The sequence below is a fragment of the Streptomyces sp. NPDC054813 genome (genome assembly GCF_053611365.1).
Genome location: NZ_JBSHAF010000036.1, coordinates 48784 through 69604, shown reverse-complemented (window position 1 = coordinate 69604; position 20821 = coordinate 48784). Strand labels below are relative to the sequence as shown.

20 protein-coding genes and 6 pseudogenes are annotated in these 20821 nt (G+C 68.9%); 12 read left to right on the top strand and 14 right to left on the bottom strand.

What is annotated here, in order from left to right; translation table 11 throughout:
* The first annotated feature begins 78 nt into the window (after positions 1 to 78).
* Positions 79 to 2889, top strand: coding sequence for an FxSxx-COOH system tetratricopeptide repeat protein (gene fxsT / locus ACWGJB_RS44895; RefSeq protein ID WP_453385806.1), 2811 nt, complete (start codon positions 79 to 81; stop codon positions 2887 to 2889).
* Here the strand turns inward: fxsT and ACWGJB_RS44890 are convergent.
* Genes ACWGJB_RS44890 through ACWGJB_RS44880 form a run of 3 tightly spaced genes read right to left on the bottom strand, consistent with a single transcriptional unit; the run spans position 2862 to position 4524 of the window.
* Positions 2862 to 3338, bottom strand: coding sequence for an aldo/keto reductase (locus tag ACWGJB_RS44890; RefSeq protein WP_453385805.1), 477 nt, complete (start codon positions 3336 to 3338; stop codon positions 2862 to 2864). The two genes, fxsT and ACWGJB_RS44890, sit on opposite strands and share 28 nt — an antisense overlap.
* Positions 3335 to 3541, bottom strand: a complete 207-nt coding sequence (locus ACWGJB_RS44885) for a hypothetical protein (RefSeq protein ID WP_453385804.1) — start codon at positions 3539 to 3541, stop codon at positions 3335 to 3337. Before ACWGJB_RS44885 ends, ACWGJB_RS44890 begins: the two co-directional genes overlap by 4 nt.
* Before the next feature lie 44 nt (positions 3542 to 3585).
* Positions 3586 to 4524, bottom strand: a complete 939-nt coding sequence (locus ACWGJB_RS44880; RefSeq protein WP_453385803.1) for a cupin domain-containing protein — start codon at positions 4522 to 4524, stop codon at positions 3586 to 3588.
* A gap of 146 nt (positions 4525 to 4670) precedes the next feature.
* On the opposite strand from ACWGJB_RS44880, the gene ACWGJB_RS44875 reads away from it, so the two are divergent.
* From ACWGJB_RS44875 to ACWGJB_RS44860, 4 genes are all read left to right on the top strand, one after another.
* Positions 4671 to 4805 (top strand): DUF5134 domain-containing protein, encoded by a 135-nt coding sequence (locus ACWGJB_RS44875; RefSeq protein WP_453385825.1) that lies wholly within the window; start codon positions 4671 to 4673, stop codon positions 4803 to 4805.
* Positions 4780 to 5214, top strand: coding sequence for a DUF5134 domain-containing protein (locus ACWGJB_RS44870; RefSeq protein ID WP_453385802.1), 435 nt, complete (start codon positions 4780 to 4782; stop codon positions 5212 to 5214). The genes ACWGJB_RS44875 and ACWGJB_RS44870 overlap by 26 nt, the downstream gene beginning before the upstream one ends.
* 285 nt (positions 5215 to 5499) lie before the next feature.
* Positions 5500 to 6150: a GNAT family N-acetyltransferase gene (locus ACWGJB_RS44865; RefSeq protein ID WP_453385801.1), complete on the top strand. Its 651-nt coding sequence runs from the start codon at positions 5500 to 5502 to the stop codon at positions 6148 to 6150.
* 165 nt (positions 6151 to 6315) lie between these two features.
* The gene (locus tag ACWGJB_RS44860) at positions 6316 to 6720 is read left to right on the top strand and encodes a hypothetical protein (RefSeq protein WP_453385800.1); all 405 of its coding nucleotides are present in this window, start codon (positions 6316 to 6318) and stop codon (positions 6718 to 6720) included.
* Positions 6721 to 7081: 361 nt separating this feature from the next.
* Here the strand turns inward: ACWGJB_RS44860 and ACWGJB_RS44855 are convergent.
* The 3 genes and pseudogenes from ACWGJB_RS44855 to ACWGJB_RS44845 form a co-directional block, all read right to left on the bottom strand.
* Positions 7082 to 7302 (bottom strand): annotated as a pseudogene (locus ACWGJB_RS44855) (hypothetical protein).
* 4 nt (positions 7303 to 7306) lie between these two features.
* Positions 7307 to 7486, bottom strand: coding sequence for a DUF6233 domain-containing protein (locus tag ACWGJB_RS44850; RefSeq protein WP_453385824.1), 180 nt, complete (start codon positions 7484 to 7486; stop codon positions 7307 to 7309).
* Positions 7487 to 7898: 412 nt separating this feature from the next.
* Positions 7899 to 8753: a hypothetical protein gene (locus tag ACWGJB_RS44845; protein ID WP_453385799.1), complete on the bottom strand. Its 855-nt coding sequence runs from the start codon at positions 8751 to 8753 to the stop codon at positions 7899 to 7901.
* A 180-nt stretch (positions 8754 to 8933) separates the two neighbouring features.
* Between ACWGJB_RS44845 and ACWGJB_RS44840 the strand changes: the two genes are divergently transcribed.
* The 3 genes and pseudogenes from ACWGJB_RS44840 to ACWGJB_RS44830 all read left to right on the top strand — a co-directional run.
* Positions 8934 to 9113 (top strand): hypothetical protein, encoded by a 180-nt coding sequence (locus tag ACWGJB_RS44840; protein WP_453385798.1) that lies wholly within the window; start codon positions 8934 to 8936, stop codon positions 9111 to 9113.
* Positions 9114 to 9206: 93 nt separating this feature from the next.
* Positions 9207 to 9587 (top strand): YrdB family protein, encoded by a 381-nt coding sequence (locus ACWGJB_RS44835; protein ID WP_330302677.1) that lies wholly within the window; start codon positions 9207 to 9209, stop codon positions 9585 to 9587.
* Positions 9588 to 9654: 67 nt separating this feature from the next.
* Positions 9655 to 10215 (top strand): annotated as a pseudogene (locus tag ACWGJB_RS44830) (IS982 family transposase); the annotation flags it as partial.
* A gap of 17 nt (positions 10216 to 10232) precedes the next feature.
* Here ACWGJB_RS44830 and ACWGJB_RS44825 read toward each other — a convergent pair.
* Together ACWGJB_RS44825 and ACWGJB_RS44820 are read right to left on the bottom strand one after the other, a co-directional pair.
* Positions 10233 to 10820 (bottom strand): annotated as a pseudogene (locus ACWGJB_RS44825) (IS5 family transposase); the annotation flags it as partial.
* Between the two features lie 213 nt (positions 10821 to 11033).
* Positions 11034 to 11190, bottom strand: a pseudogene (locus ACWGJB_RS44820) (glycoside hydrolase family 15 protein); the annotation flags it as partial.
* Positions 11191 to 11293: 103 nt separating this feature from the next.
* On the opposite strand from ACWGJB_RS44820, the gene ACWGJB_RS44815 reads away from it, so the two are divergent.
* Entirely contained in the window at positions 11294 to 11536 is a 243-nt protein-coding gene (locus tag ACWGJB_RS44815; protein WP_453385828.1) for a hypothetical protein, read from the top strand.
* 17 nt (positions 11537 to 11553) lie between these two features.
* On the opposite strand, the gene ACWGJB_RS44810 is transcribed toward ACWGJB_RS44815, so the two are convergent.
* Positions 11554 to 11964, bottom strand: a complete 411-nt coding sequence (locus tag ACWGJB_RS44810) for a winged helix-turn-helix transcriptional regulator (protein WP_266435441.1) — start codon at positions 11962 to 11964, stop codon at positions 11554 to 11556.
* 100 nt (positions 11965 to 12064) lie between these two features.
* Here ACWGJB_RS44810 and ACWGJB_RS44805 point away from each other — a divergent pair, with 100 nt between their 5' ends.
* Positions 12065 to 12934: an alpha/beta fold hydrolase gene (locus tag ACWGJB_RS44805; RefSeq protein WP_453385797.1), complete on the top strand. Its 870-nt coding sequence runs from the start codon at positions 12065 to 12067 to the stop codon at positions 12932 to 12934.
* A gap of 119 nt (positions 12935 to 13053) precedes the next feature.
* Here ACWGJB_RS44805 and ACWGJB_RS44800 read toward each other — a convergent pair whose 3' ends face one another.
* Entirely contained in the window at positions 13054 to 13380 is a 327-nt protein-coding gene (locus ACWGJB_RS44800) for a transposase (protein WP_453385796.1), read from the bottom strand.
* A gap of 170 nt (positions 13381 to 13550) precedes the next feature.
* Between ACWGJB_RS44800 and ACWGJB_RS44795 the strand changes: the two genes are divergently transcribed.
* Positions 13551 to 13739 (top strand): hypothetical protein, encoded by a 189-nt coding sequence (locus tag ACWGJB_RS44795; protein ID WP_453385795.1) that lies wholly within the window; start codon positions 13551 to 13553, stop codon positions 13737 to 13739.
* A gap of 91 nt (positions 13740 to 13830) precedes the next feature.
* Here ACWGJB_RS44795 and ACWGJB_RS44790 read toward each other — a convergent pair whose 3' ends face one another.
* Positions 13831 to 14805, bottom strand: coding sequence for a helix-turn-helix domain-containing protein (locus tag ACWGJB_RS44790; RefSeq protein WP_453385794.1), 975 nt, complete (start codon positions 14803 to 14805; stop codon positions 13831 to 13833).
* Positions 14806 to 15032: 227 nt separating this feature from the next.
* Here ACWGJB_RS44790 and ACWGJB_RS44785 point away from each other — a divergent pair, with 227 nt between their 5' ends.
* Complete coding sequence (locus ACWGJB_RS44785; RefSeq protein ID WP_453385793.1) at positions 15033 to 19160, top strand: S53 family peptidase; 4128 nt, start codon at positions 15033 to 15035, stop codon at positions 19158 to 19160.
* Positions 19161 to 19220: 60 nt separating this feature from the next.
* Here ACWGJB_RS44785 and ACWGJB_RS44780 read toward each other — a convergent pair.
* The 3 genes and pseudogenes from ACWGJB_RS44780 to ACWGJB_RS44770 all read right to left on the bottom strand — a co-directional run.
* Positions 19221 to 19439 (bottom strand): annotated as a pseudogene (locus ACWGJB_RS44780) (TetR/AcrR family transcriptional regulator); the annotation flags it as partial.
* A 352-nt stretch (positions 19440 to 19791) separates the two neighbouring features.
* Positions 19792 to 20007: pseudogene (locus ACWGJB_RS44775) on the bottom strand (RNaseH domain-containing protein); the annotation flags it as partial.
* A 76-nt stretch (positions 20008 to 20083) separates the two neighbouring features.
* Positions 20084 to 20797: an SDR family NAD(P)-dependent oxidoreductase gene (locus ACWGJB_RS44770; RefSeq protein WP_453385792.1), complete on the bottom strand. Its 714-nt coding sequence runs from the start codon at positions 20795 to 20797 to the stop codon at positions 20084 to 20086.
* Positions 20798 to 20821 lie beyond the last annotated feature (24 nt).

The window sequence follows — 20821 nt, the reverse complement described above, 5'->3', positions numbered from 1 at the left end:
AGGGGAAGGCCGTGGTGATACCCGGTAGCTTCGTCGGATAGCTGCGGGCTCGTTCGTGGAACGACATACGGGGGTGCGGTGGTCGAGGACGAGGGTGCACGTCGGTTCTTCGTCAGTCATGCGGGAGCCGACCGGGCATGGGCGGAGTGGGTGGCGGGAGAGCTGACGGCCGCCGGCCACATTGTGGAGCTCGATTGCTGGGACTGGGGTGCGGGGGACAACCTCATCCTGAAGATGAACGCCGCCCTGGCGGAAGGACAGATGCTCGCTCTGTTCTCCGCCGCCTACTTCGACCCCCTCCGGTTCACGACCGAGGAGTGGTCGGCTGTCCTGGCCGCCAGGGAGAAGCTGATCCCGCTGCGGCTCGACCACGCCGAGGCTCCGCCGCTGTTGCGCGCGTTGCTGGCCCCGTCCTTGGTCGGTCTGAACGAGGAAGAGGCACGGCGGATTCTGCTCGACGCGGTGGCCGGGCCACGGCGCCCTGACGGCAAGCCCGCCTTCCCGGCCCTCGACAGCGATACCCGGTCGTCGACCACGATCGGCATGGGTCGACGCTTTCCCGCAAGCCTGCCCCAGGTGTGGAACCTCCCCGGCCGGAACCCCGGATTCACCGGGCGGGAAGACGTCTTGGCGCACCTGCGCCGAGAGCTCACGACGGGCTCACCCGTGGCGGTGCTGGCCCTGCGCGGGCGCGGGGGCGTCGGTAAGACGCAGCTGACGATCGAGTACGCCCACCGCTTCGCCTCGGACTACGAGTTGGCCTGGTGGATCTCCGCCGAGGAAACCGCCCTCATCCCCGACCAGTTGGCCGCTCTCGCCGTGCGGACCGGTGCGGCGGATCCGGACACGTCGGTGGGTGAGGCGTGCGAGGCGCTGGCAGCGGAGCTGCGCACCCGCGGGCACTGGCTGTTGGTCTTCGACAACGCCGAAGACCCCACCGCTTTGGCGCCGTACCTGCCGAGCGGCGCCGGTCACGTGCTGATCACCTCCCGCGACCCGAACTGGCAGGAGCGGGCCGCCCGGGTCGATGTGGGCGAGTTCACCCGCGCCGAATCGATCGCCTTGCTGCGCGGCCGAGTTCCACACCTGCTCGAGGCCGACGCCGACAGCCTGGCGCAGGCGTTGGAAGACCTGCCGTTGGCCCTGGTGCAGGCCGCCGCCTTGTTGGCCGACGGTCTCACGGTGCACCTGTACAACCAGCTGCTTGAGGAACGGATCAGCGAGGTCCTCGACGAAGGCCGTCCAGACGGATATCCAGTCTCACTGGCCGCGCAGATCAGCCTCGGCGCGGAGCGCCTGTCCCGGACGGAGCCGGTTGCCCTGAGCCTGCTGCACGCCTGTTCCCTCCTGGCGCCGGAACCGTTCCCCCTGCACACCTGTCGTGACGTGCTTTCCGACCCGGTCCCGCCCGTGGCGGCGATGCTGAGCGATCCGCTCGTCGTCCGTAGGGTGTTGGGGGCTTTGGCACGGCAGGCACTGGTCCGCGTAGAGGACGGGACGATTCAGCCGCACCGCCTCACCCAGGCTGTGGTCCGCGACCGGCTCACCGTGTCCGAGCGTGCCGAAGCCGCCCAGGCTGCGGAAGCCCTTTTGATCGCCGCCCACCCGGGCAGCCCGACCGATCCGGCGACCTGGTCCAGATGGCCTGCCCTCATTCCGCACCTCCTCGCCTTTGACCCGGCCGACTTCGCCACGGCGGAGGGCCGGTCGGCCGCCTGCGACGCCTGTTGGTATCTGCTGGACCACGGCGAGGCCCGCGCCGTCCTGTCTCACCTGCAAAGCCTCCACGACACCTGGACCCGGCAACTCGGACCTGACCATCCGGACACCCTGTGGGCGGTCCAATGCCTCGCTCGCGCCTACGCCGACATCCAGGATCACGCTCGGGCCCGTGCACTCAACGAGGACGCTCTGCAGCGCATGCGGAGAGTGCTCGGGGAGGATCACCCGGACACCCTCGCCGGCGCCTCTCACCTGGCCACTCGGCTTGCCGCGCTGGGAGAGATCGAGGCGGCTCGTGACCTGGACGTAGACACTTTGGCCCGCGCGCGGACGGTGCTGGGCGAGGATCATCCTCACACCTTGGGAGTATCTGGCAACCTGGCCAACCGTCTCTCGGCGCTGGGGGCGATCGAGGCGGCCCGCGACCTGTACGAGGACATCTTGGCCCGCAAACGGAGAGTGCTGGGCCCGGATCACCCCGACACACTGGTCATCGCCCACGGTCTTGCCAGGTCTCTGGCGGAGCTGTCGGATGTGGATGCGGCCTTGGCTCTCGACAGGGACACCTTCTCCCGACGCCTGCGGGTCCTCGGTGAAGATCACCCCGATACGCTCGTCAGCGCAAGCAACGTAGCCCACCGGCTGGGGAGACTGGGAAACGTGGAGGAAGCCCGAGCACTGGCCGGGGAGACTCTGGACCGGCAGCGTCGGGCGGTCGGCCGAGACGACCCCAACACCTTGATGACGGCTTTCATCCTGGCCGCGGCGCTGGGTGTTCAGGGGCAGGCGGAAGCGGCCCGCGACCTGGGCAGGGACACACTGGACCGGCAGCGTCGGGCAGTGGGCTGGGACCACCCCGACACGCTGCGCACTGCCCACAATCTGGCGGTCAACCTGTCGACCCTGGGAAAAGTGGGAGAGGCACGAGAGTTGGACGAGGACACCCTGTCCCGGCGGAAACGGGTACTGGGGGAGGACCATCCCGACACCCTGGCCAGCGCGGCCAACCTGGCCCCCCGGTTGGCGAGGCTGGGGGATATCGAGGCAGCCAGGGCCTTGGCCGCGGAGAGTCTGCCCCGGATGCGGGAGACACTGGGGAAGGAACATTCTGAGACTCTTCGAACTGCCGATCTGCTCGACTACTTGGGTTCCCAGGACCCAGCCTGAGCCTTGTGTTCTCCGGCCCCTGGGTCGAGGAACTCGGTCGCACGTCCACCGCGCGGAATTGTGGCGTCCACTCCGACCCGGCGAAGAGGGATGTGGGCGAAGACGAGGTCCAGGTGGTCGCGGCCGAGTTCGGTGCGGTTGCGGGCGCACTGCCAGTGGACGTATGGGGTACTCAGGCAGTGTCCGTGTTCGGCGGCACCGGTGGTGAGGGCTCCGTCGGCGACGGCGTCTGTGGCGGCCCGGCGGGTGAGGAATCCGACCTTGGTGGAGACCGGGATGCGGTGCCGGGCGAGGGCCGGGGCGAGGAGTGACTGAGCTTGTCCGTCCAGGTAGTTGGGGGCTGTGTCGATCCACGCGCCGGCCGGGTCGGCGGCTGCTCGGACGACAGCGTCTGAGAGCGCCGACGGGTGGATGCGGTAGGTGCCCAGACCGAGCGAGGCGGTGGTCATCGTCGGCCTCCTGACACGACGGTGACCGCTTGGCCGTCCAGAAGTTCGGAGAGGACGGCCGCTACGTCGCCGATGGGAATGCCACTTGCCGCGGCCAGTTCGGCGAGGGAGACGGTGGCGGGTGCGGTGGACGTCAGGTGCTGACGTAGAGGAAGGGTCTTCTCGGCCAGCTCCCATTCGTTGTCGCAGGCCCGGAAGATCACTCCGTCCTCGTCGGGAGCGGGGTCTATCTGCGCGCGCGTGGTGGTCAGTTGGACGCGGAGGTCCGGGTCTGCGGGAAGGCCGGTGATGTGGGGGAGGATCGGGCGGAGGCGGGTGAGGTCGGTGCGTCGCGCATCGCCGTGTACCGGCCGAGCAGTCCGGGGTCTTCGAGGGCGGTGGTGACTTCCTTGCGCAGTTGCTCCAGGTACGTGGCCTGCTGTTCTGGGGTGGCGTGTGCGGGCAGGTCCTTGCGCAGGACGTCGTGGCGGCGGAGCTCGTCGGCGAGCCAGGACAGGAGTTGGGCTCCGCTGGTGGTCTGGATGCCGAAGGTGAGGTGGAGGGAGTGTTCGCCTTCGGAGGCGGCCACCGAGTGCCACCAGCCGCGCGGGAGGCAGAGCACGTCGCCGGGGCGCAGGACCAGTTCCGCGACCGGCTCCTCCGGCGGCTCGGGCTCGTCGGTGTCCTTGTACATGGGGGCGGTGCGGGTGGGGCCGTACAGCTTCCAGCGTTTGGTGCCGTCGATCTGGATGATGACGTCGTGGTCGTCCCAGTGGACGCGGAAGCCCTCGTGGGCGGTGAAGGAGGCGTACAGGTTGGTCTGGACGCCGGTGTGCAGCCAATGCTCCAGTTCCATCGCGGCGTGGCCGATGGGCGGGTGGAGTTCGTCGACGGCGTCTATGACCAGGGAGGCGCCCTCGGCGAGCCGGGCGTGCAGCTCGGCGGGGTGTAGGCGTTGCCAGACGGTGTGCCGGCGGGTGGTGACGGGGGCGGTGTAGCGGTGGGCGGGCAGCATCTCGCCGTCCGCGGAGAGGGGGAAGCGGGGCGCTTCAAGGCGGTGGGTGGCCAGGATGGTGTTGACGTCGTCCCAGGTGATCAGGTCGGCCGGGTTCGGGACGGCGGAGGGGATGTGGCGGTAGTGGCGGTGGAGTACCCGAGCCAGGAACTCGTCCTGGCCCAGGTGGGCTGCCAGGTTCAGCGCCGACAACGCGTCTCCGCCCGGATCTGTCGTTGCCGTCGGTACGGCCGGTGCGCTGCGACTGCGTCTCCTCCGGCTGCGATCCGCCGTCGGTCGCTGTCTGCCGGACCTGTGCCCCCTGGCGCTGGTCCGGTCCCGCCGTCTCCGGGGTGGGCATGCACGCCGTCATGGGACTGTCCATGATCGCGATGATCTGGCCGTGGGGTATGGACGTGCCGGCCCTTCCTCAGGTCGTCGTGTTCGCGGCGCTCGCGGTGATGTTTTGTGTACTCCGCTTCGTTCCGCGCTGACAGCGGCTCTCGCTCCAAGACGCTGCTCGGCACGCTGTTGCACGCAGTGATGATGGCGGCCATGGCGTGGATGGTCGCCGTTATGGACTCCGGCGGCATGGCCTCGGGTCATGGCGGCGGCGGAGCTGGGCACTCCATGGCAGGAATGGACATGTCGGGAGGCTCGGGCATGGCCGCCACGAGCCTCGTCGGTACCGGACGAAAGCTGGCGGCGGGCCTGCCGGCCTTGGTCTTGCTGGCCTTCGGGCTGCGCTGGCTGGCCCGCGCCTTCGACGCGGCCCGTGCCATGTCTGCGGGGCCTGCGGGCGGCCCGGAACCAGTGGCGGGCATCCGGGCCGACGCTTTGTACCCGGCCTGCCATACGGCGATGGCTCTCGGCATTGCGGTGATGTTCGTCCGGCTCTTCTGAACCGCATCCGGGGTAGACAAGGGCGGAGCCCGACGGCCCCGCCTTGATCCAGCGAAGCGTCTGCTCACGGTCACACCGGGCAGTACGGCTGAGCCCCTGCCGCCTTCCCCTCTCCTTGGTCCTTGCGGGACAACGCGGCTTCCCGGCTAATGCGCACGGGGTGTGCCCCCGTTGGCCCAGGTCCCGAGAGTGCCCAAGGGGTCGGTTCGGCCGGGCCTGGCGATTCCCTCAGCTCACTGATGTAATAGGTCTATGATGGGTTCATCGCTTACGCATGCGTCTGTCGTGGAGGACTGGGTCTCCGGCTGGGTGGTCTCGCGGGGTGCGTCCGATCCCGTGGCGCGGCCGTGGGGCTGGACCATTGACGTCGGACAGCCGGCCCAGGTGGCGCGGCACGTAGTTGTCGACGCGGACGAGGCGCGCGTGTGCGAGGCCGCCGCGCAGGCGCGGGGGGAGGGGTGGTGGCTCAAGGTTTTCCTGCCTGAGCCGTGCGAGGCGCCGGAGGCGCAGGTCTGCGCATGGCTAGGACCGGGGTGGGCGTCCGACGCGGCGGCATTCCTGATGTCCGTCGAGCTGGCGCCGGTCACGCGCGGAACGCTCCCACCCGGCTACGTGCTGCGCACCTGGACCCGGGGCGACGTCGTCCGCGTGCTGATCGCGGCTCCCGATGGATCGCTTGCCGCGCGCGGACAGATGGGCGTGGCGAAGGAGGTGGCCGTGGCGGACCAGATCCTCACCACCCCGGCCCACCAGCGTCGCGGCCTCGGCTCCGTCGTCATGCGCACGCTCCAGCAGCAGGCTCTGGCCTCGGGCGCTACCCGCGCCGTCCTCGGTGCGACGACCCAGGGCCGCGCCCTGTACGAGTCGCTCGGCTGGCGTACCCACACGGCCTTCCTCAGCCTCTATCGCACCACAGGGCCGACGGAGTCCTGCTAGGGCGTCTATCGGAAGTGGGTCTTGGGGCGGCTCGGTATCTGGGCAGACAAGCCTGTCTCGCAAGATCGGCAGCGGTCGATGGGCAGGTACTGGTAGTAGTCGGCCGTGACAGGAGACGTGTGGACCCCAGTGATTTCGATGATCGGTGTAGCTGTAGGTGGTGCGTTGACGTATCTGACCCAGCGCACGACGCAGCGGACAGCTGACCGGGCTGAAGAACAAAGGCGGGCTGCGGTACGGGCGGAAGAGCGGCGTACCGAGCAGATCAGGACCGTGCTGGAGTTCATTCGGTGCGCGTTGGAGGCCGAGGGCGTGGCGCATGCGCGGCCGCATCAATGGGCGGTCGGTGATGACTGGTATGTGACGGCGAGGCCGGCGATGGACGGTCTTCGAATAGCCGAGAAGAGCATCGAGTTGCTGTGTGCCCCTGGCCTTTACTCACCGACGACCGCCTACGCCCGCGCCCTTAATCAAGCGGTCTGGCAGGAGCGTGACGAGGGGAGCCTGGCCGAGCACCTGGAGCCGTTCAAGGCGGAGTTTCTCGCCGTGGCACGCCGCAGCCTGACCTGACATCGCAGGTCACAGCCACTCGTTGATGGCTGCTACTAGGACGGTCCTCTACCGGGCTGACGCCGCAGAGTGCGGCGAAGGATGGTGCTCAGGCCACTCAGTTGACCTTGGCCAGCGTTAGACACCTACATGCAGCAAACCCGGATGCCCGACACCCGGTGGGTCCACTACCGTTCTCTTCGTGCAGGTGCGCAGGCTGCGGATACTTCGCCTTCCAAGCGGGTAACGCGGGTTCGAATCCCGCCGCCGGCCCGCGGCCGGTGTCGTCTAGCGGCCTAGGACGCCTACGTCTCCGCCGCCGACCCTGATCTCTGCACACACGGCGTGAGCCGCCCGCCTCGGGGGGAGGCGGGCGGTTTCGCTATCCCGGAGGCGCCCGCGCATCCGGCCCGCCACCTCGCCACTCGATCAGGCCACTGCGGACGACGTCCATCTCGTCCCAGTCTGCAGCCCGACCTCCTGAACGAAACGGGCCACATCGTTTGCCGAGTACGCCCGGCCGAGGAGCGTGCCGTCCACACGCACCCGCCGCCCACCCGCCTCGTCCGGCGGGTAGATGACCACTGGCGTCACACTGGCCATGCAGTCAGCCTCCTCCAACATCACCGCGGCTGCCCCTCGGGCTAGCTCTCCAGGAGCCCCAGCTCGGTGTCCGGTGCCGGCACTCCGTGCACGCCGGAACCTGCTGCCGAAGCGCCTCGATCGCCTGAGCCCGGGTCACCGCCGTACGCCGCCTACCCGCGCCCCAGCAATGCCCCCGGTGCACCGCGACCACGTTGTCGCCGCTCGGCCCCCGCTCGAACAGCCACTCCGGGGGCGCAGGCCTGGCCTCCTCGCGCCGCTGACGCTCGGCCTCCCGGCGCTCCTCGGCCGCGATCCACCCGTCCAGCTGCTCGAGTGCCGCAGTCGCCTGCTGCACAACGACGCGCCGCGTGAAGCGCAGCAACTCAAGACGAGACGGGCTACCGGTCACGTGTTCGAATATATATCCGGGCGGTGATGGGTGCCCGATTCAGATCACGTGTACCCGCTAACCTCGCCCTCGCGTACCTCGGGGAAGAGCGCGAACCAGTGCCGTCGGAAACGCCCCCACGGCACATCCGGACCCGAGGTCTGACCGCGGTAATCGCGCAGCCTCGTCAGGTGCTGGCGCAGTCCCCCAGTGCTGGAGCAAAACCTCAAGAAGTCGTCGTTCGCCCATCGCCTGACGGTGCTGCCTGCGTCTGATTGCCCGTCGTCGAAGCGCCATCCGGGGTCGTCGCCACAGCCAGCACCAGCGCAGCCAGGACCTCGGCACGCTTCTCACCGTCCAGCCCGCCAGCGCCCAACAGTCGCTCTGCAGCCAGGTACCTTGAGAACGCAAGCGGCTGATCAAAGTAGGCCCGCAGGTGCCCCGACGCCGTCTCCTGCGACTTCAGGAACGTTCGGCTCACGTACCCCGCGAGGGCTGCTGAAACGGCGCCCAACCCACCTGCCACCACAGCGCCAGCCGTCGAACTGGCCTTCACCGCGATAACTACGAACGCTGCCAGTAGCAAGAACCCCAGCCACATTGCCAGTTGGGCACTGCGGAATGACTTCCGGGCCTGCCCCAGCACGGTTTCGTGATAAAGATCAAGTCGAGAGTGCGTCACCTTCCACAACTCAGGCAACACCAACCGGGCATCCGGCGACTCCAGCGACCGTGATGGAGGAACCGGCGGCAAGTCGGCATTCCCTTCTCCGCCCGGAAAGACAGGAGGGCGTGACCGCAGTGCCTCCTCTAGTTCATGCTCCGCATCAAGGACGCGCTGTCGGGATGCCGACGGGTTGTCCTGGGACCTGTGGTCAATCCACCCTCCGGTAACGACCGTGAGTGCCCCAAGCGAAAAGATGATCTGAACTGCGTTCCCAAGATCGCCTCGGCCCGAGATGCCCCAAATTAGTACACCCAGCATGGCCAGTGCCGGCGGCAGGAAAAACAGGCTTCGCGCAGAGAAGATGCGAGGAGCGCGCGAGCCATCATCAGTCGGACCAGCGGGGACTTCGGGCATGGCCCAACATCTTGCCCCAGCGGACATGCGCGTGACACCTGTTCCGCCTATCTCGTAGTCGTGGCAATCAGGGTGACCTCCGGCAACCGCGATTCAGTTCCCGCACAGCCCTACTTCTCCGCGACTCACCCAGTACGGGTCGCGCGCATCTCTAGGTGCTGGCGACGTACCTTCGAGAGCGTGAGCGACCCCGTAAGACGCATCGACCCCACCACCGACGCCGGCACCGCCGCCATCCTCCCCGGCTGCACCCAAGCCCAGATCGGCCCGTGCCCACGCTGCCAAGGCCTCACCATCCGGTACGGCACCAGCGCTCAAGTCATCAGCCCGGCCTGCCAGGAAAGCCCCACGACCAGCTAGATGAATAAGTCCGATGTCTGATCTGGTCGTTCTTGAACTTCCCGTGCGGCGGTCTGTGATCCTGGAGGGACTACGACGGAGGGAACTGCGCGTATGTCGTCCGGGTATGGCTTTCACCCGTTGTCTCTCGGTGTGAGGTTCGTGTTGGAGCTGGTGGCTCTGGTGTGCTTCGGGCTCTGGGCATGGGCTGTCGTGCCTGGTTTCCTGCGGTATGTCTGCGTGGTTGCCGTTCCCCTGATCGTGGCCGTGCTGTGGGGAGTCTTCGCCACCCCAGACGATGCATCCCGGTCCGGGGGGACGGTGATTGCGACACCTGGTCCGCTGCGGTTCCTGCTGGAGCTGGCTGTGTTCTTCGGCGGTGCGGCGGCGTTGTACGCGGCGGGATCCCGCACTCTCGCCGTGATGCTCGCCGGTGTGCTGGTCGTGTACCACCTGCTGTCGTGGGACCGGGTCTTGTGGCTGGTCAGGCATTGAGTCCGCCCCAGCCGTACCAGGTTCGCGGTGCGTTCGGGAACACACAGAGGGTGTCCAAGATCGTTGCGTGACGAATGGCCTGGACACTCTGCTGACCGCGCTGTACGTGAAGGTCGATGATGAACTGGAAGCCAGCCGTTGGATGGGTAGGCCGCCGCAGCTGGCCGATGCCGAGCTGGTCACCCTCGCGGTCGCGCAGGCGCTGCTCGGCTTCCATTCCGAGACGCGCTGGTTGCGGTACGCGCACACGCACTTGGCCGCGATGTTCCCGTACCTGCCGCAGCAGTCCGGGTACAACAAGCGCCTCAAGGCGGCATTGCCACTGGTGAAGAAAGCGATACGGATGCTCGCCGTGGACACGGACTTCTGGTTCGACAACCACTGGATCGTCGACTCAACACCAGTGCCGTGTGGGATGTCCCGGCCGACAGCGAAACGTTCGGAGATGGTGGGCTGGGCCGGATATGGGTATTGCGCGTCCCACTCCCGGTTCTTCTGGGGCCTACGCCTGTACCTGGTTTGCACGCCGGTTGGCATGCCGATCCTGTGGGCCCTTGCGAACCCGAAGATGGATGAGCGCGAAGTACTGCAGTCCATGCTTGACGTCGAGGCCGGCCTGGTCACAGACAGGCCGGGACTCCGGTCACGGCGGTAGGTGTCGTAGTCGTAGCCCCGGTCGGCGTACAGCACTTCGGGGCGTCGGCGGGGACACCCGCGCTTGCCTCTGACCGCCGGAACGGCGTGCACCAGGGGCACGAGCTGGGTGACGTCGTGGCGGTTTCCGCCGGTCAGTGTGGCGGCGAGCGGGATGCCGTGGGCTTCCACGATCACGTGGTGCTTGCTGCCCGTCCGGCCCCGTTCCACCGGGGACGGCCCGCTCTTCGCGCCGCCCCTCATCGCCCGAAGGTGCGAGCCGTCAACCGCGACCCGGGAGAAGTCCAGCTGCCCGGCCTTCCGTAACCAAGCGAGTAGCAGCTCGTGCAGGGCCTGCCATACCCCAGCCTGGCGCCAGTCCCGCAGCCTGCGCCAGCACGCGCTCCCCGAGCCGTACTCCAGCTCCCAGGGGATCCCCGTGTACAGCACAAGCAGGATGCCGTTGAGCACCCGCCGCTCCTCCAGCCTTTTGCGCCCCGGGTACCGCTGCCGGCGCTCGATCACCGGCAGCAGCGGAGCGATCCGCTGCCACAACCCGTCATCGACCTCCCGCGGCCTCCGCCGCCCCGCGCCCCCGATCCATCGGATGTAGGTGCAAAAGCGACTGACGGCCTGTCATTGGCGCAGCCCGCGTAGCATGGCGTTCTGCCGGTAGGGGCGGGTCCTCAACCAGGTGTGCCGTGCCGAGGTGAGGGATCAGCGCGCCGAGCGCGGCGTAGGCTTCCAGCACGAGCCGGGATCGGGGGCTCGCACGGCGACTGCTCCAGGGACGCCGCCGGGCCAGCCCGTCAGCACAGTGCGGTCGAGATCGAAGGCGGCGCTGATGAGGGCGAGGTGGATGAACGCCTGGGGGAAATTGTTCAATTGCTCACCGGCATGGCTGACCTCCTCGGCGTACAGGCCGAAATGTGGCGTAGGTGAGTATCTTCTCGAAGGCAAGACAGGCTTCGGCTAAGAACAACCGCGGATAGGTGCCCTCGACGGCCGACTTCGGGATCTTGGTGCACTTCGGGCAGAACCGGGAGATGCCCCCCTCGAACACCATCTCCCCGTTGTCCTTCACCAGCTCCTTCGTCGCCAGCCACTGCGCCGGCGAATTCCCTTCCATCTCCTGCTCGCCCAGCAGCCCGCAGCACTGCTTCATCGCGTCCGCGGCCGTTGCCCTGCCCGTCGAAGTGGAACGACGTGCCCAACACCATCGCGTCGAAGTCCTCCTCCGGCGTCGACCTGACAAAGCGACGTGGTATCAGGGCGGCGACGCCGGCTACATCGAGTACCCCAGCCACCAGTACTGAGCGCGGAACCGGCCTGCCTACCCCTCATCGGCCTCCTGGTCGGCGGCTTCGTTGGCGCGGTCGATCTCGGCCATGTGCTCCTCCGCCCAGGTCCGCAGCCCCGCAAGCGCGGCTTCCAGGGACAGCCCGAGTCCGGTGAGTCGGTAGAAGACCCGCGGCGGCACGGTCGGTTCGACCCGGCGCGACACCAGCCCGTCGCGGGTCAGGCTTCGCAGCGTCACGGACAGCATCTTCTGTGAAACGCCGGGCATCCGGCGTCTCAGCTCCGCGAAGCGCACCTCGTCCGGTGCGGCATCGGCGAGCGTCTTGACGGCCATGGACGTCCACTTCGTACCGATGCGGTCCAGCAACTGCCGCGTCGGGCAATGGGGATCGAACAGATCGCCGCGTACCCCGCGACCGGCGGCCCGGGCTCCTCGGGTGGTCACCTGTGGCTCACCACCTTCCCTGAAAGTGCCGTCTAGGAAGCGGTCGGACAGTTACCTATCGTTCTGTGGTCACCAATGGTAACCAGTCGGAGGAGCCGTCATGCCCGTCACCACCGCACACCACCTGCGCCGCATCGCGACGAACGGCGTCCAACTCAATGTCGCAATCGCCGGGGACGGACCTGCGGTTCTCCTGCTGCACGGCTTCCCGCACACCTGGCAACTCTGGAGCGGCATCATGGGCCGACTGGCCGGGCAGTACCGGGTCATCGCCCCGGACCTGCGAGGCTTCGGTGCCAGTACACGTGCCATCGAGGGTTACGACGCAGGCACCCTCGCCGCCGACGCCGAAGGGCTGCTCGATGCACTCGGCGAGCCCTCGGCAGCGGTGGTGGGCATCGACGCGGGCGCCGCCCCCGGCGTCCTGCTCGCGCTGCGCCGCCCCGGCCTCGTCCGGCGCCTGGTCGTGATGGAGGCACTGCTCGGCCGCCTGCCCGGAGCAGAGCACGTCGTCGCGGGGGGTGCCCCGTGGTGGTTCGGCTTCCACGCCGTCCCCGGCCTCGCCGAGACCGTCCTGGCCCGCAACGAGGCCCCGTACATCGACTGGTTCCTCGACTCGGGGACGCTCGGGCGAGGAGTACCCGACGACATCCGTGCGGCCTTCGTCCACGCGTACACCGGGAGCGAAGCCCTGCGCTGCGCGTTCTCCTATTACCGGGCCCTGCCCACCAGCGCGCAGCAGATCCAGGACGCCGTCGCGACAGCTCGGCTGACCATGCCCACCATGGCCGTCGGCTCTCACCCCGTCGGCACCGGGCTCGAACGCCAACTCCGTCCCATCGCGGATGACCTGGTCGGACACCATCTCCAGGACTGCGGCCACATCATCCCCCTCGACCGCCCCGACGCGTTGTTCGCGCTTCTTGCTCCCTTCCTCTCCGCCGATCTGCCGATCTGTCGAAGTGACTGAAGCGGGGCCGAAGGATCACGGTCGGCGCTTCGGGCGTTCGTCCCAGCGGTGAGTTGTCCAGGACCGCCGGATTCAGGCTGCGCACGGTGATGATTGCGTCGGCGAGGTCGAAGAAGGCATCAATGACGGTGACGCGACGCTCGTAGCACCGGGCGAGACGGTGAAAGGCGTTCTGCCACGCGTGAGTGCGTTCGACGTGCCAGCGCCGACTGGCCTGAATGGGCGCCTTCTCCCCCCTTGTGTGCGATGCATCCGTGCAGGCCGCGTTCGCTGAGCAGAGCGCGGGTGGTGTCCGAGTCGTAGCCGGCGTCCAGGTGCACGGTGATGATGTCGGGCAACGGGCCGAGGCCCTCCAGACGCTCCAGAGTCGGGGCGAGCAGCGGAGAGTCGTGGCGGTTGGCACCGGCCAGGACACGGCCCAGCGGAATGCCGTATCCATCCGTCATGCCCGAGCGCTTCAGTCGCTGTTTGCCGCGGTCGACCGGTGAACGTCCGGTGGCCTCCCCGCCCCCAGGTGCCTTGGTGATCGCTCCGTCGTGACCTCGTCCTGATCGGTATCAGCCCCAGGCCGATCACCCTCCGCAAGGGTCTGACCTTCAACTACCTGGGCAAGCTGGTGCGCGGTCACTACGGCGGCAGCCCCGAGTCCGTCACCGAGCCGGTCCGGCTGGCCGAGGTAGGCCGTCTCGACCTGGCACCCTCCATCACCGACCACATCCCGCTCGCCGAGGCCGCCGACGCGGTCAACCGGCTGGAGAAAAGATCGGTGACCCGATCCGCTTCATCCTCGTCCCCTGACAACTGAACAGAAAGTTCATCGAGACCACCTCGGGCAGGGGCGAGTGGGCGCCGGTGCCCACGGTCTTTCGCTCGCGGCCCCCTGAACCACAGGGGGTTCAGAGCCACCCGCGGCGGGCCGCCTGCGCGCCCGCCTGGAATCGGCTCGTCGCCCCGAGGCGGGTGGTCAGGTCGGTGATCCGGCGGCGCAGGGTGCGTTCGCTGAGGCCGAGTTGGCGGGCTATGGTCTCGTCCTTCAGCCCGGCATGGAGCAGGTGGAGCAGAGCACGGTCGGCCTCGCCGAGGTCGGGCTGCTCTTCCGTCTCCTGGGCCTCGCTGCCGAACACGGGGGTGGCCTGCTGCCAGCTGGCCTCGAAGAGCTCGACGAGGGCGTCGCACAGCGGTGACCCGTGGACCAGGGCGGCCGTACTGCGCAGGCCGTCGGCGCCGGCGGTGAGCGGAACGAGGGCATCGCGGCGGTCGAAGACCAGCAGCTTCAGCGGCACATGGGGCAGCACCCGGGCCTGTTCCCCGAGGAGCACGAGATGCTGGAGCAGTTCCGCGCGTTCCGGGACGGCCAGCACCTGGCTCGAGTAGATCGCCCGTGCCCGTACGCCACGGGCCAGCAGGTCCTCCTCGAACTGCAACGCACTCGCGTCGGCCGTGAGATAGGGCGGGGTGTCGAAGCACAGGACCTCGTGCTCGGCGGCCGCCATCAGCTCGGTCAACCAGGCGGTGATCGCGGTCGGCCCCTCGACGATCTCCACCAGTCGGCTCGGATCAGAGCTCAGCTTGCGCTCGTTGAACTCGGCCCCGTAGGCGTCCAGCGTGGCCGCCGCGCGTTCCAGCTCCAGACGGCGCGCGCGGATCAGGGCGGCCAGGCCGATGCGCGGGTCCACCGGGGCGTAGCGGGTGGGCCGTCCCGCCGAGGGTACCGCGAGGCCCGCGGCGACCAGTTCGTCCAGCATGCGGCGGGCTTGTGCCGTGCCGCAGGACTGGTGCCTGGCCAGTTCGGTCGCCGTCAGTGGCGGCGAAGCCAGCAGATGGCGATAGGCGCGTTCGGTCGGATCGTCGAGACCCAGGGACTCCAGCACAGGTACGCCTCTCCTTCTCACTGGCCGGCCCAGGCAGCGTGTGGCCGCTACCGGCTGCTGACCGGTATCGGCCAGCCATTCCTCTCCCGGTGGGACGGGTGCGCTGGAACAGTACCGGCATCCCCCGAAGCGCGGTTCACCAGTGCGTCCTGCGACGCCACCGCCCTGTTCCCACCCGAGAGGCACAAGGTCCATTGAGAATCCGAAGAAAGGGCATACGCTCCGGCATGGTCGCCACCGTGCTCGGGCTTGCCGCGGGCCTGCTGGTCACACCGCCCGCTGAGGCGGGCGCCCCGCAGCACGCGAAGGGCATCCGGCTGACCGCCGCCGCGATCGAGAAGCTCAGCAAGCGGTACGAGACACGGATAGACGGCACGCCCGGACAGGTGGCCGCCCAGCAGGGCCCCGCCGCCCCGGCCCCGCAGGGCACGGCACCGAGCCTGAAGGCAGGCGCGGAGAACCGGACTGACGCCGCGCCCACCGCTCCGGGCCTCAAGCGGACCGGCCAGTGGGAGACCGCACGGGGCTTCGCCGAGGGCGTGGCGCTCGGCGGAACCAAGGACTGGGTGGGGGTTTTCAGCGGCGGTACCGTCGCCCGCTACGACGCCGAGGGCAAGCAGGTGTGGGGCCGCGGGGACACCTCCTTGTACAAGGACTGGCAGGTGACCCCTGACAACTGGTTCCAGCCGTACGACTATCTGCCGAACCTCTATGTCGGCTACAACCCATACCAGATGTCGGCCAGCGGCAAGCACCCGTACGTGACAGGCGACTTCAACGACGACGGTGTCGACGACGTCGCCGTGGCCTACGCGGTGGGCGACTGGCCGGGCCGACCGTACTCGTCGCCCGGTTCGCAGCTCCACTACGGCACCTTCGTCACCGTCCTGGACGGCCGTACTGGAAAGGCTGCGTGGCACAAGCTGCTTCCCGGCTCCGTCGGAACCATGCTGGTGCAGGACGGCAAGCTGATCGTCGCCGACTCCACCGGCCCGGACTGGGGCGCCGATCCGGTCGCCGAACAGGGCGACAGCCGCAGCAACCTGACCGCCTACAGCTTCCGCGCCGCTCACGGCAAGCTCGCTGGGACCGCGGACTGGACCTACTCGACGCACGCGCCCTGGGCTCGCTGGGGCGATCTGACGTCGCTGGGCGCCGGCCGGATCGCCGCGTCCTGGTCCGACACCCCCATGGGCCTGGGCAACCCGCGCCCGGCCGCCGGCAACGTGCTGGTGCTCAAGACCTCCGACGGCAAGGTCGCGTCGCACGCCAAGACGCCCGGCTACCCGCGCATGCTGTTCAAAGACCCTGGTGCGGACCGCGTCCTGGTGATCGAGCAGAACGACCCGTTCGACAAGGTGCGCTGGGACCTGACCGCGATCGACGCGCACAGCGGCGACCGCAGGGTGCTCGCCTCTCGTGAGGGCACCGTGCCGGAGGCGTTCCAGGTCCTGCCGAACGCCCACGGCGGTCAGCCCCGGTTCGCGGTAGCCGAGCTCGGTGTGGACGCCGACCTGTCGGACGGTCAGAGCACCATCTCCGGCTGGGACGGTCAGGGCCACACCCTCTGGTCGTATACGACCGCCTCCACGGTCGGCGGCCCCAACGCCCCGACCATGGAGTTGTCGTCCGACGCGAAGGGCAGCGAGGTGTTCGCCTCGCTCTCGGACCCGACGAGAGACACCGCCGCCACCCCCGCGGGTCCCGAGCACACCCAGCTCCTCGGACTGAATGCCGCGAGCGGTCACCTCGACTGGCGGCGGGAGGGTGCCGTCTCCGGCGACACGCTCGCCCGCTACCAGGGCGGACTCCTCACCGTCGGCTATGACGACACCGCCTACACGGTCAACCCCCGCAGCGGCAAGGCGCAGGCCATGCCCCTGGCCGGCGACCTCTACACGGCCGTTGCCACGGACGTGAACGGCGACGGGACCAAAGACCTGATCACCGGTGGTCAGAGCCGCGGCGTCTTCGCCCTCGACGGCAAAACCCTGAAGAAGGCGACGCCGACCGTCCTGTGGAGGGCCACGGTCGACAGCTCGGTGCACGCCCTGCGTCTCCTGCCGAACCCCGGCAAGGACACGGCCGGTGACTCCGTGGTGGCCGCGACCGATCAGGGCTTCGCCGTTCTGAGCACGCACACTGGTGACGTGCGGGCGCACGTTCACACCGGCGGCTTTGTCGCCTCGCTCACGGTCGTGGACAACGGCCACAACGGCTCCGAGATCGTCGTCCCGGGCAGTAGCCTGACCGCGTACACCGCGCAGGGCAAGAAGCTCTGGACGTACCGGCCGAAGGGCACGGAGGGCAAGAGCCTGTTCTTCTCCAGCGTCACCACGGACGACGCCGGACACCTGTTCTTCGAGTACGGCGGCACGCACAAGGGGGGCTTGCCCAGGGAGGTCACCGATCCGGCGCCGACGGCGGTCAGCCTGGACGCCGCCACCGGCACCCCGATCTGGACCGAGACCCCGACCGGTTCGGGCGCCGTCGCGATCGTGCCGACCAACCCGGCCCTGGCCGATCCGAACATCCCGGGCGCGGACGGGCATGGTGTCGCCTTCGCGTACACCGGCGATTTCACGACCTACCACCACCTGGTCCAGATCCTCGATTCCCGCACGGGCGCGGTGCTCAAGACCTACGACAGCCCCGGGATGTCACAGGGCTTCGTCGCGTCCAGGAAGACCGGCCTGGTCGAGATGCGCGAGTTCAACGACATGGTCTACCCGGCGGACGGCAGCGAGCCCTACGACGTGCCCACCTTCTTCGGCTTCCACTCCGGGGTGTTCGCCAAGTCCGTCGGCGGAACCGAGGCGTTCGTCGGCGCCTACCAGGCTCTGTGGTCCTACGACACACCCTTCGCGGACAACGACGGGTTCCTCCGCGAGAGCGCCGTGGACTCCGCCCTGGGTGCGAGCCAGGTCCAGACAGCCGAGCTGGGCGACGGGCCGGGTGACGACATGATCGGTCTCGCGCTCGACTGGCGCGCCCTGCGAATCTCTGCCTCGGCGATCGGCGACAGCGTCAACGACGTCGACTACTTCCCGCACGGCCTGACCACCTACCAGCTCTCCGAGGACGAGCCCACCCGGATCCCGACCCCTCCGGGCGGCGGCACATCGGTCGCGGCCCCGTCAGCCGCTGCCCGGGCCGATCAGCCCGACGACAACGGCCCCCGCAGCGCGAGCCCGCTGAAGGAACTCGACATGCCGATCGGCACCGCTTCGGTCCCGATCGAGATCCAGAGCAAAGCCGCGGCAGCCAAGAAGCTGAGCGTGGGCCGGGACAACACCAGTGAGGTCACCCGCGGCTACACCCCGCAGCAGATCCAGGCACGCCTGGACCTCAAGGGCGACGGCACCGGCCAGACGATTGCGATCGTCGACGCCTACCACTACCCGACGGCGAAGCAGGACCTGAACCACTTCTCCGCGCACTTCGACCTGCCGCAGACCTGCGATACGGCGAGCGCGGGAGCGGACTGCTTCGACTTCCAGCAGGTCTACGCGGACGGCACCCAGCCCGACGTCGACACCGGCTGGAACGAGGAAGCGGCGCTGGACATCGAGTGGGCGCACTCGGTGGCCCCGCGCGCCAAGATCGTCCTGGTCGAAGGCACAGACCCGACCATGGCCGCGCTCTACCGGGCCGATGACGTCGCCGCGGCACTGCACCCGGCCGCGGTCAGCAACAGCTGGGGCTCCGGCGAGTTCTCCGAGGAGGCCTTCTACGACGGCCACTGCAAGCTGGCCGACTCGGTCTGCGTCCAGTCGACCGGGGACTCCGGCTACCCCAGCGGCTACTCGGCCACCAACCCCTACGCCCTGGCCATCGGAGGCACCAACCTCCGGCTGGACGCCGACGGCAACACCACAGGCGAGACGGCGTGGAAATCCACCGGCGGCGGCCTGAGCTACTTCGAGCCGCGCCCGGCCTACCAGGACGGCGTGCAGTCCTCGCCGCTCCGGGCCACGCCGGACGTCAGCTTCGTGGCCGATCCCACCACTGGTGTACCGGTCTACATGACCATGACCGTCGGTGACACCACCAGGTCCGTGTGGTTCGAGGTGGGCGGCACCAGCCTGTCCGCCCCGATCTGGGGCGCGATCATCGCCTCGGCCGACCAGCTCCGGGCCGCCGCCGGCAAGCCGCACCTGGCTTCCGACGGCCCTGAGGGTGACACCGCGCACACCGACGTGTACGCGCTGGACAGCACCTCCCTGCGCGACATCACCTCCGGCTCCAACGGCCCCTGCGGTGCCGAGTGCACGGCCGGGCCGGGCTACGACACGGTCACCGGTCTCGGCTCGCCCATCGCGGGCGTCGACGCAGCCCTGGCGGCGCTGAGGTAAGCGCCCAGCGCAAGCACGCAGGGGCCTGGCATCCCTTCTGGACGCCGGGCCCCTGAGCTGTCAGTCGAGGCCGGGCAGCGGGCGCTGGGTGACCTCACGGGCGTCGTCCGGAGGGACGCCGAGCATGCGCAGGACCATCTCTACCAGGTTGGAGGCGGCCTCGTCGCCGTCGAGGTCGGGGCGGGCCAGCCGCAGCGCCACGAGGGACATCAGGGTGCTGCCCAAGGCGGACAGGGCGGTGGTCGCGTTGCGGCAGGTGAAGCGGCCCGAGGCGAGACCAGGGGCGCCGATCGGCACCGTGACCATAAATGCGCCCTCCAGCCGAGCTCACGCATCACCCGCGGTGTGGCGCCGGCGCCTGAGTCCAGGACCTGCCGCTGGCCCAGCTGCTGCTGGACCACGGTGGCATCGGCCGCCGGGTGGTCGACGCCGTAGGTGATCCACCGCCACTGCTCGGCCGGCTGCCGTTCCCGGGTGGCGTGCCAGCGGCAGTTCTGCACGTTGTCGTTGTCCTGGTCGATCGCGAACAGCACGTCTAGATAGATTCTCTAACGCTCATTGGGCCCTTGCAGACGACCGCCCGCACCACCCGGCTGCTTGCCGTGCGGCGTGGGCGGTGCGGGCGGCGGCGTCACGAGGATTCCGGCTGGTCGATCGGTTCGAGCTGGTGGGAGGGCAGCAGCACGCTTCCGAGCTTGTAGGCCAGGTGCAGCTCGATCGGCAGCGTCACCGGATCGGCGAAGTGCGCGGCCGCCGACCGCCGCTGATGAGCCAAAGCCGCCCACGCCGCAGCCGAGTCGTCACTCTGCTTGACCGCCACGAGGAGCTCCAGCAGCAGATGCGGTGTATCAGGCCATGCGCCGCGCCGGCCTGGGTCTCACCTCAACCGAAACCGGAAAGGGGCACTGACCCCCGGTCGGCGGTCAGTCGAGCCGAACCCCCGTGCGCTCCTCCAGGGCGTGCAGGAGCCGGTCCTGGAACTCGGGGTCGCGCGCGGCGGGGTGCGGGTCCTGGGTGCGCTGGTGGTACCAGTAGCCGCCGGTGGGCGGCGTGATGTCGTCGTGGGTGGCCAGCCAGACCTGGGTCTGGTGGCCGGCGGCGAGGTCGTCGGTCGCGCCGGGGCCGCCCATCCGGGTGGGCACCCAACCCGGATCGACGGCCTGGGCGGCCGTCCCCTCCCACCGGGAGGCGACAGCCATGGCCAAGGCGGTCACCCACAGCTTGCTGTCGCTGTAGGAGGCCGTGCCGTCCGCCAACCGCGCAAGGCTGGTGGCACCGCCCCGATGCATGGAGCTGCTCAGGTAGATGAGTCGGGACGGCTTGTTCATCAGGGCCGTCAGCAGGTAGGGCGCAATCATGTTGACGGTGGCCGCTTCGGGGGTGTGCATGGTGCCGGCATTGTGGATGACCGCGTCGAAGCGGCCGAACGCGGCGGCCTGCCGGGCGAGGCCGGGGACCTTGCCCATCTCGGCCAGATCCCCGGTCACCACGCCCGCCCACTGGCCTCCTCCCGCCGGCGCGGTGACGCGTGCCGGGGTGCGGGCGTGGACGACCACGTCGTGCCCCTCCCCGGCCAGTGCGGTCGCCGTCGCGTAGCCGAGCCCGCTGGAGGCTCCCGTCACCAAGATCAGGGCCATGTGGTCGGGTTCTCCTTGCGTGCG

Coding starts and splice junctions, on each gene's coding strand:
- ACWGJB_RS44845 (WP_453385799.1), bottom strand. CDS start 8,753: ATGCCCGAAGTCCCCGCTGGTCCGACTGATGATGGCTCGCGCGCTCCT.
- ACWGJB_RS44890 (WP_453385805.1), bottom strand. CDS start 3,338: ATGACCACCGCCTCGCTCGGTCTGGGCACCTACCGCATCCACCCGTCG.
- ACWGJB_RS44875 (WP_453385825.1), top strand. CDS start 4,671: ATGCACGCCGTCATGGGACTGTCCATGATCGCGATGATCTGGCCGTGG.
- ACWGJB_RS44805 (WP_453385797.1), top strand. CDS start 12,065: ATGCCCGTCACCACCGCACACCACCTGCGCCGCATCGCGACGAACGGC.
- ACWGJB_RS44770 (WP_453385792.1), bottom strand. CDS start 20,797: ATGGCCCTGATCTTGGTGACGGGAGCCTCCAGCGGGCTCGGCTACGCG.
- ACWGJB_RS44785 (WP_453385793.1), top strand. CDS start 15,033: ATGGTCGCCACCGTGCTCGGGCTTGCCGCGGGCCTGCTGGTCACACCG.
- ACWGJB_RS44800 (WP_453385796.1), bottom strand. CDS start 13,380: ATGACGGATGGATACGGCATTCCGCTGGGCCGTGTCCTGGCCGGTGCC.
- ACWGJB_RS44835 (WP_330302677.1), top strand. CDS start 9,207: ATGTCGTCCGGGTATGGCTTTCACCCGTTGTCTCTCGGTGTGAGGTTC.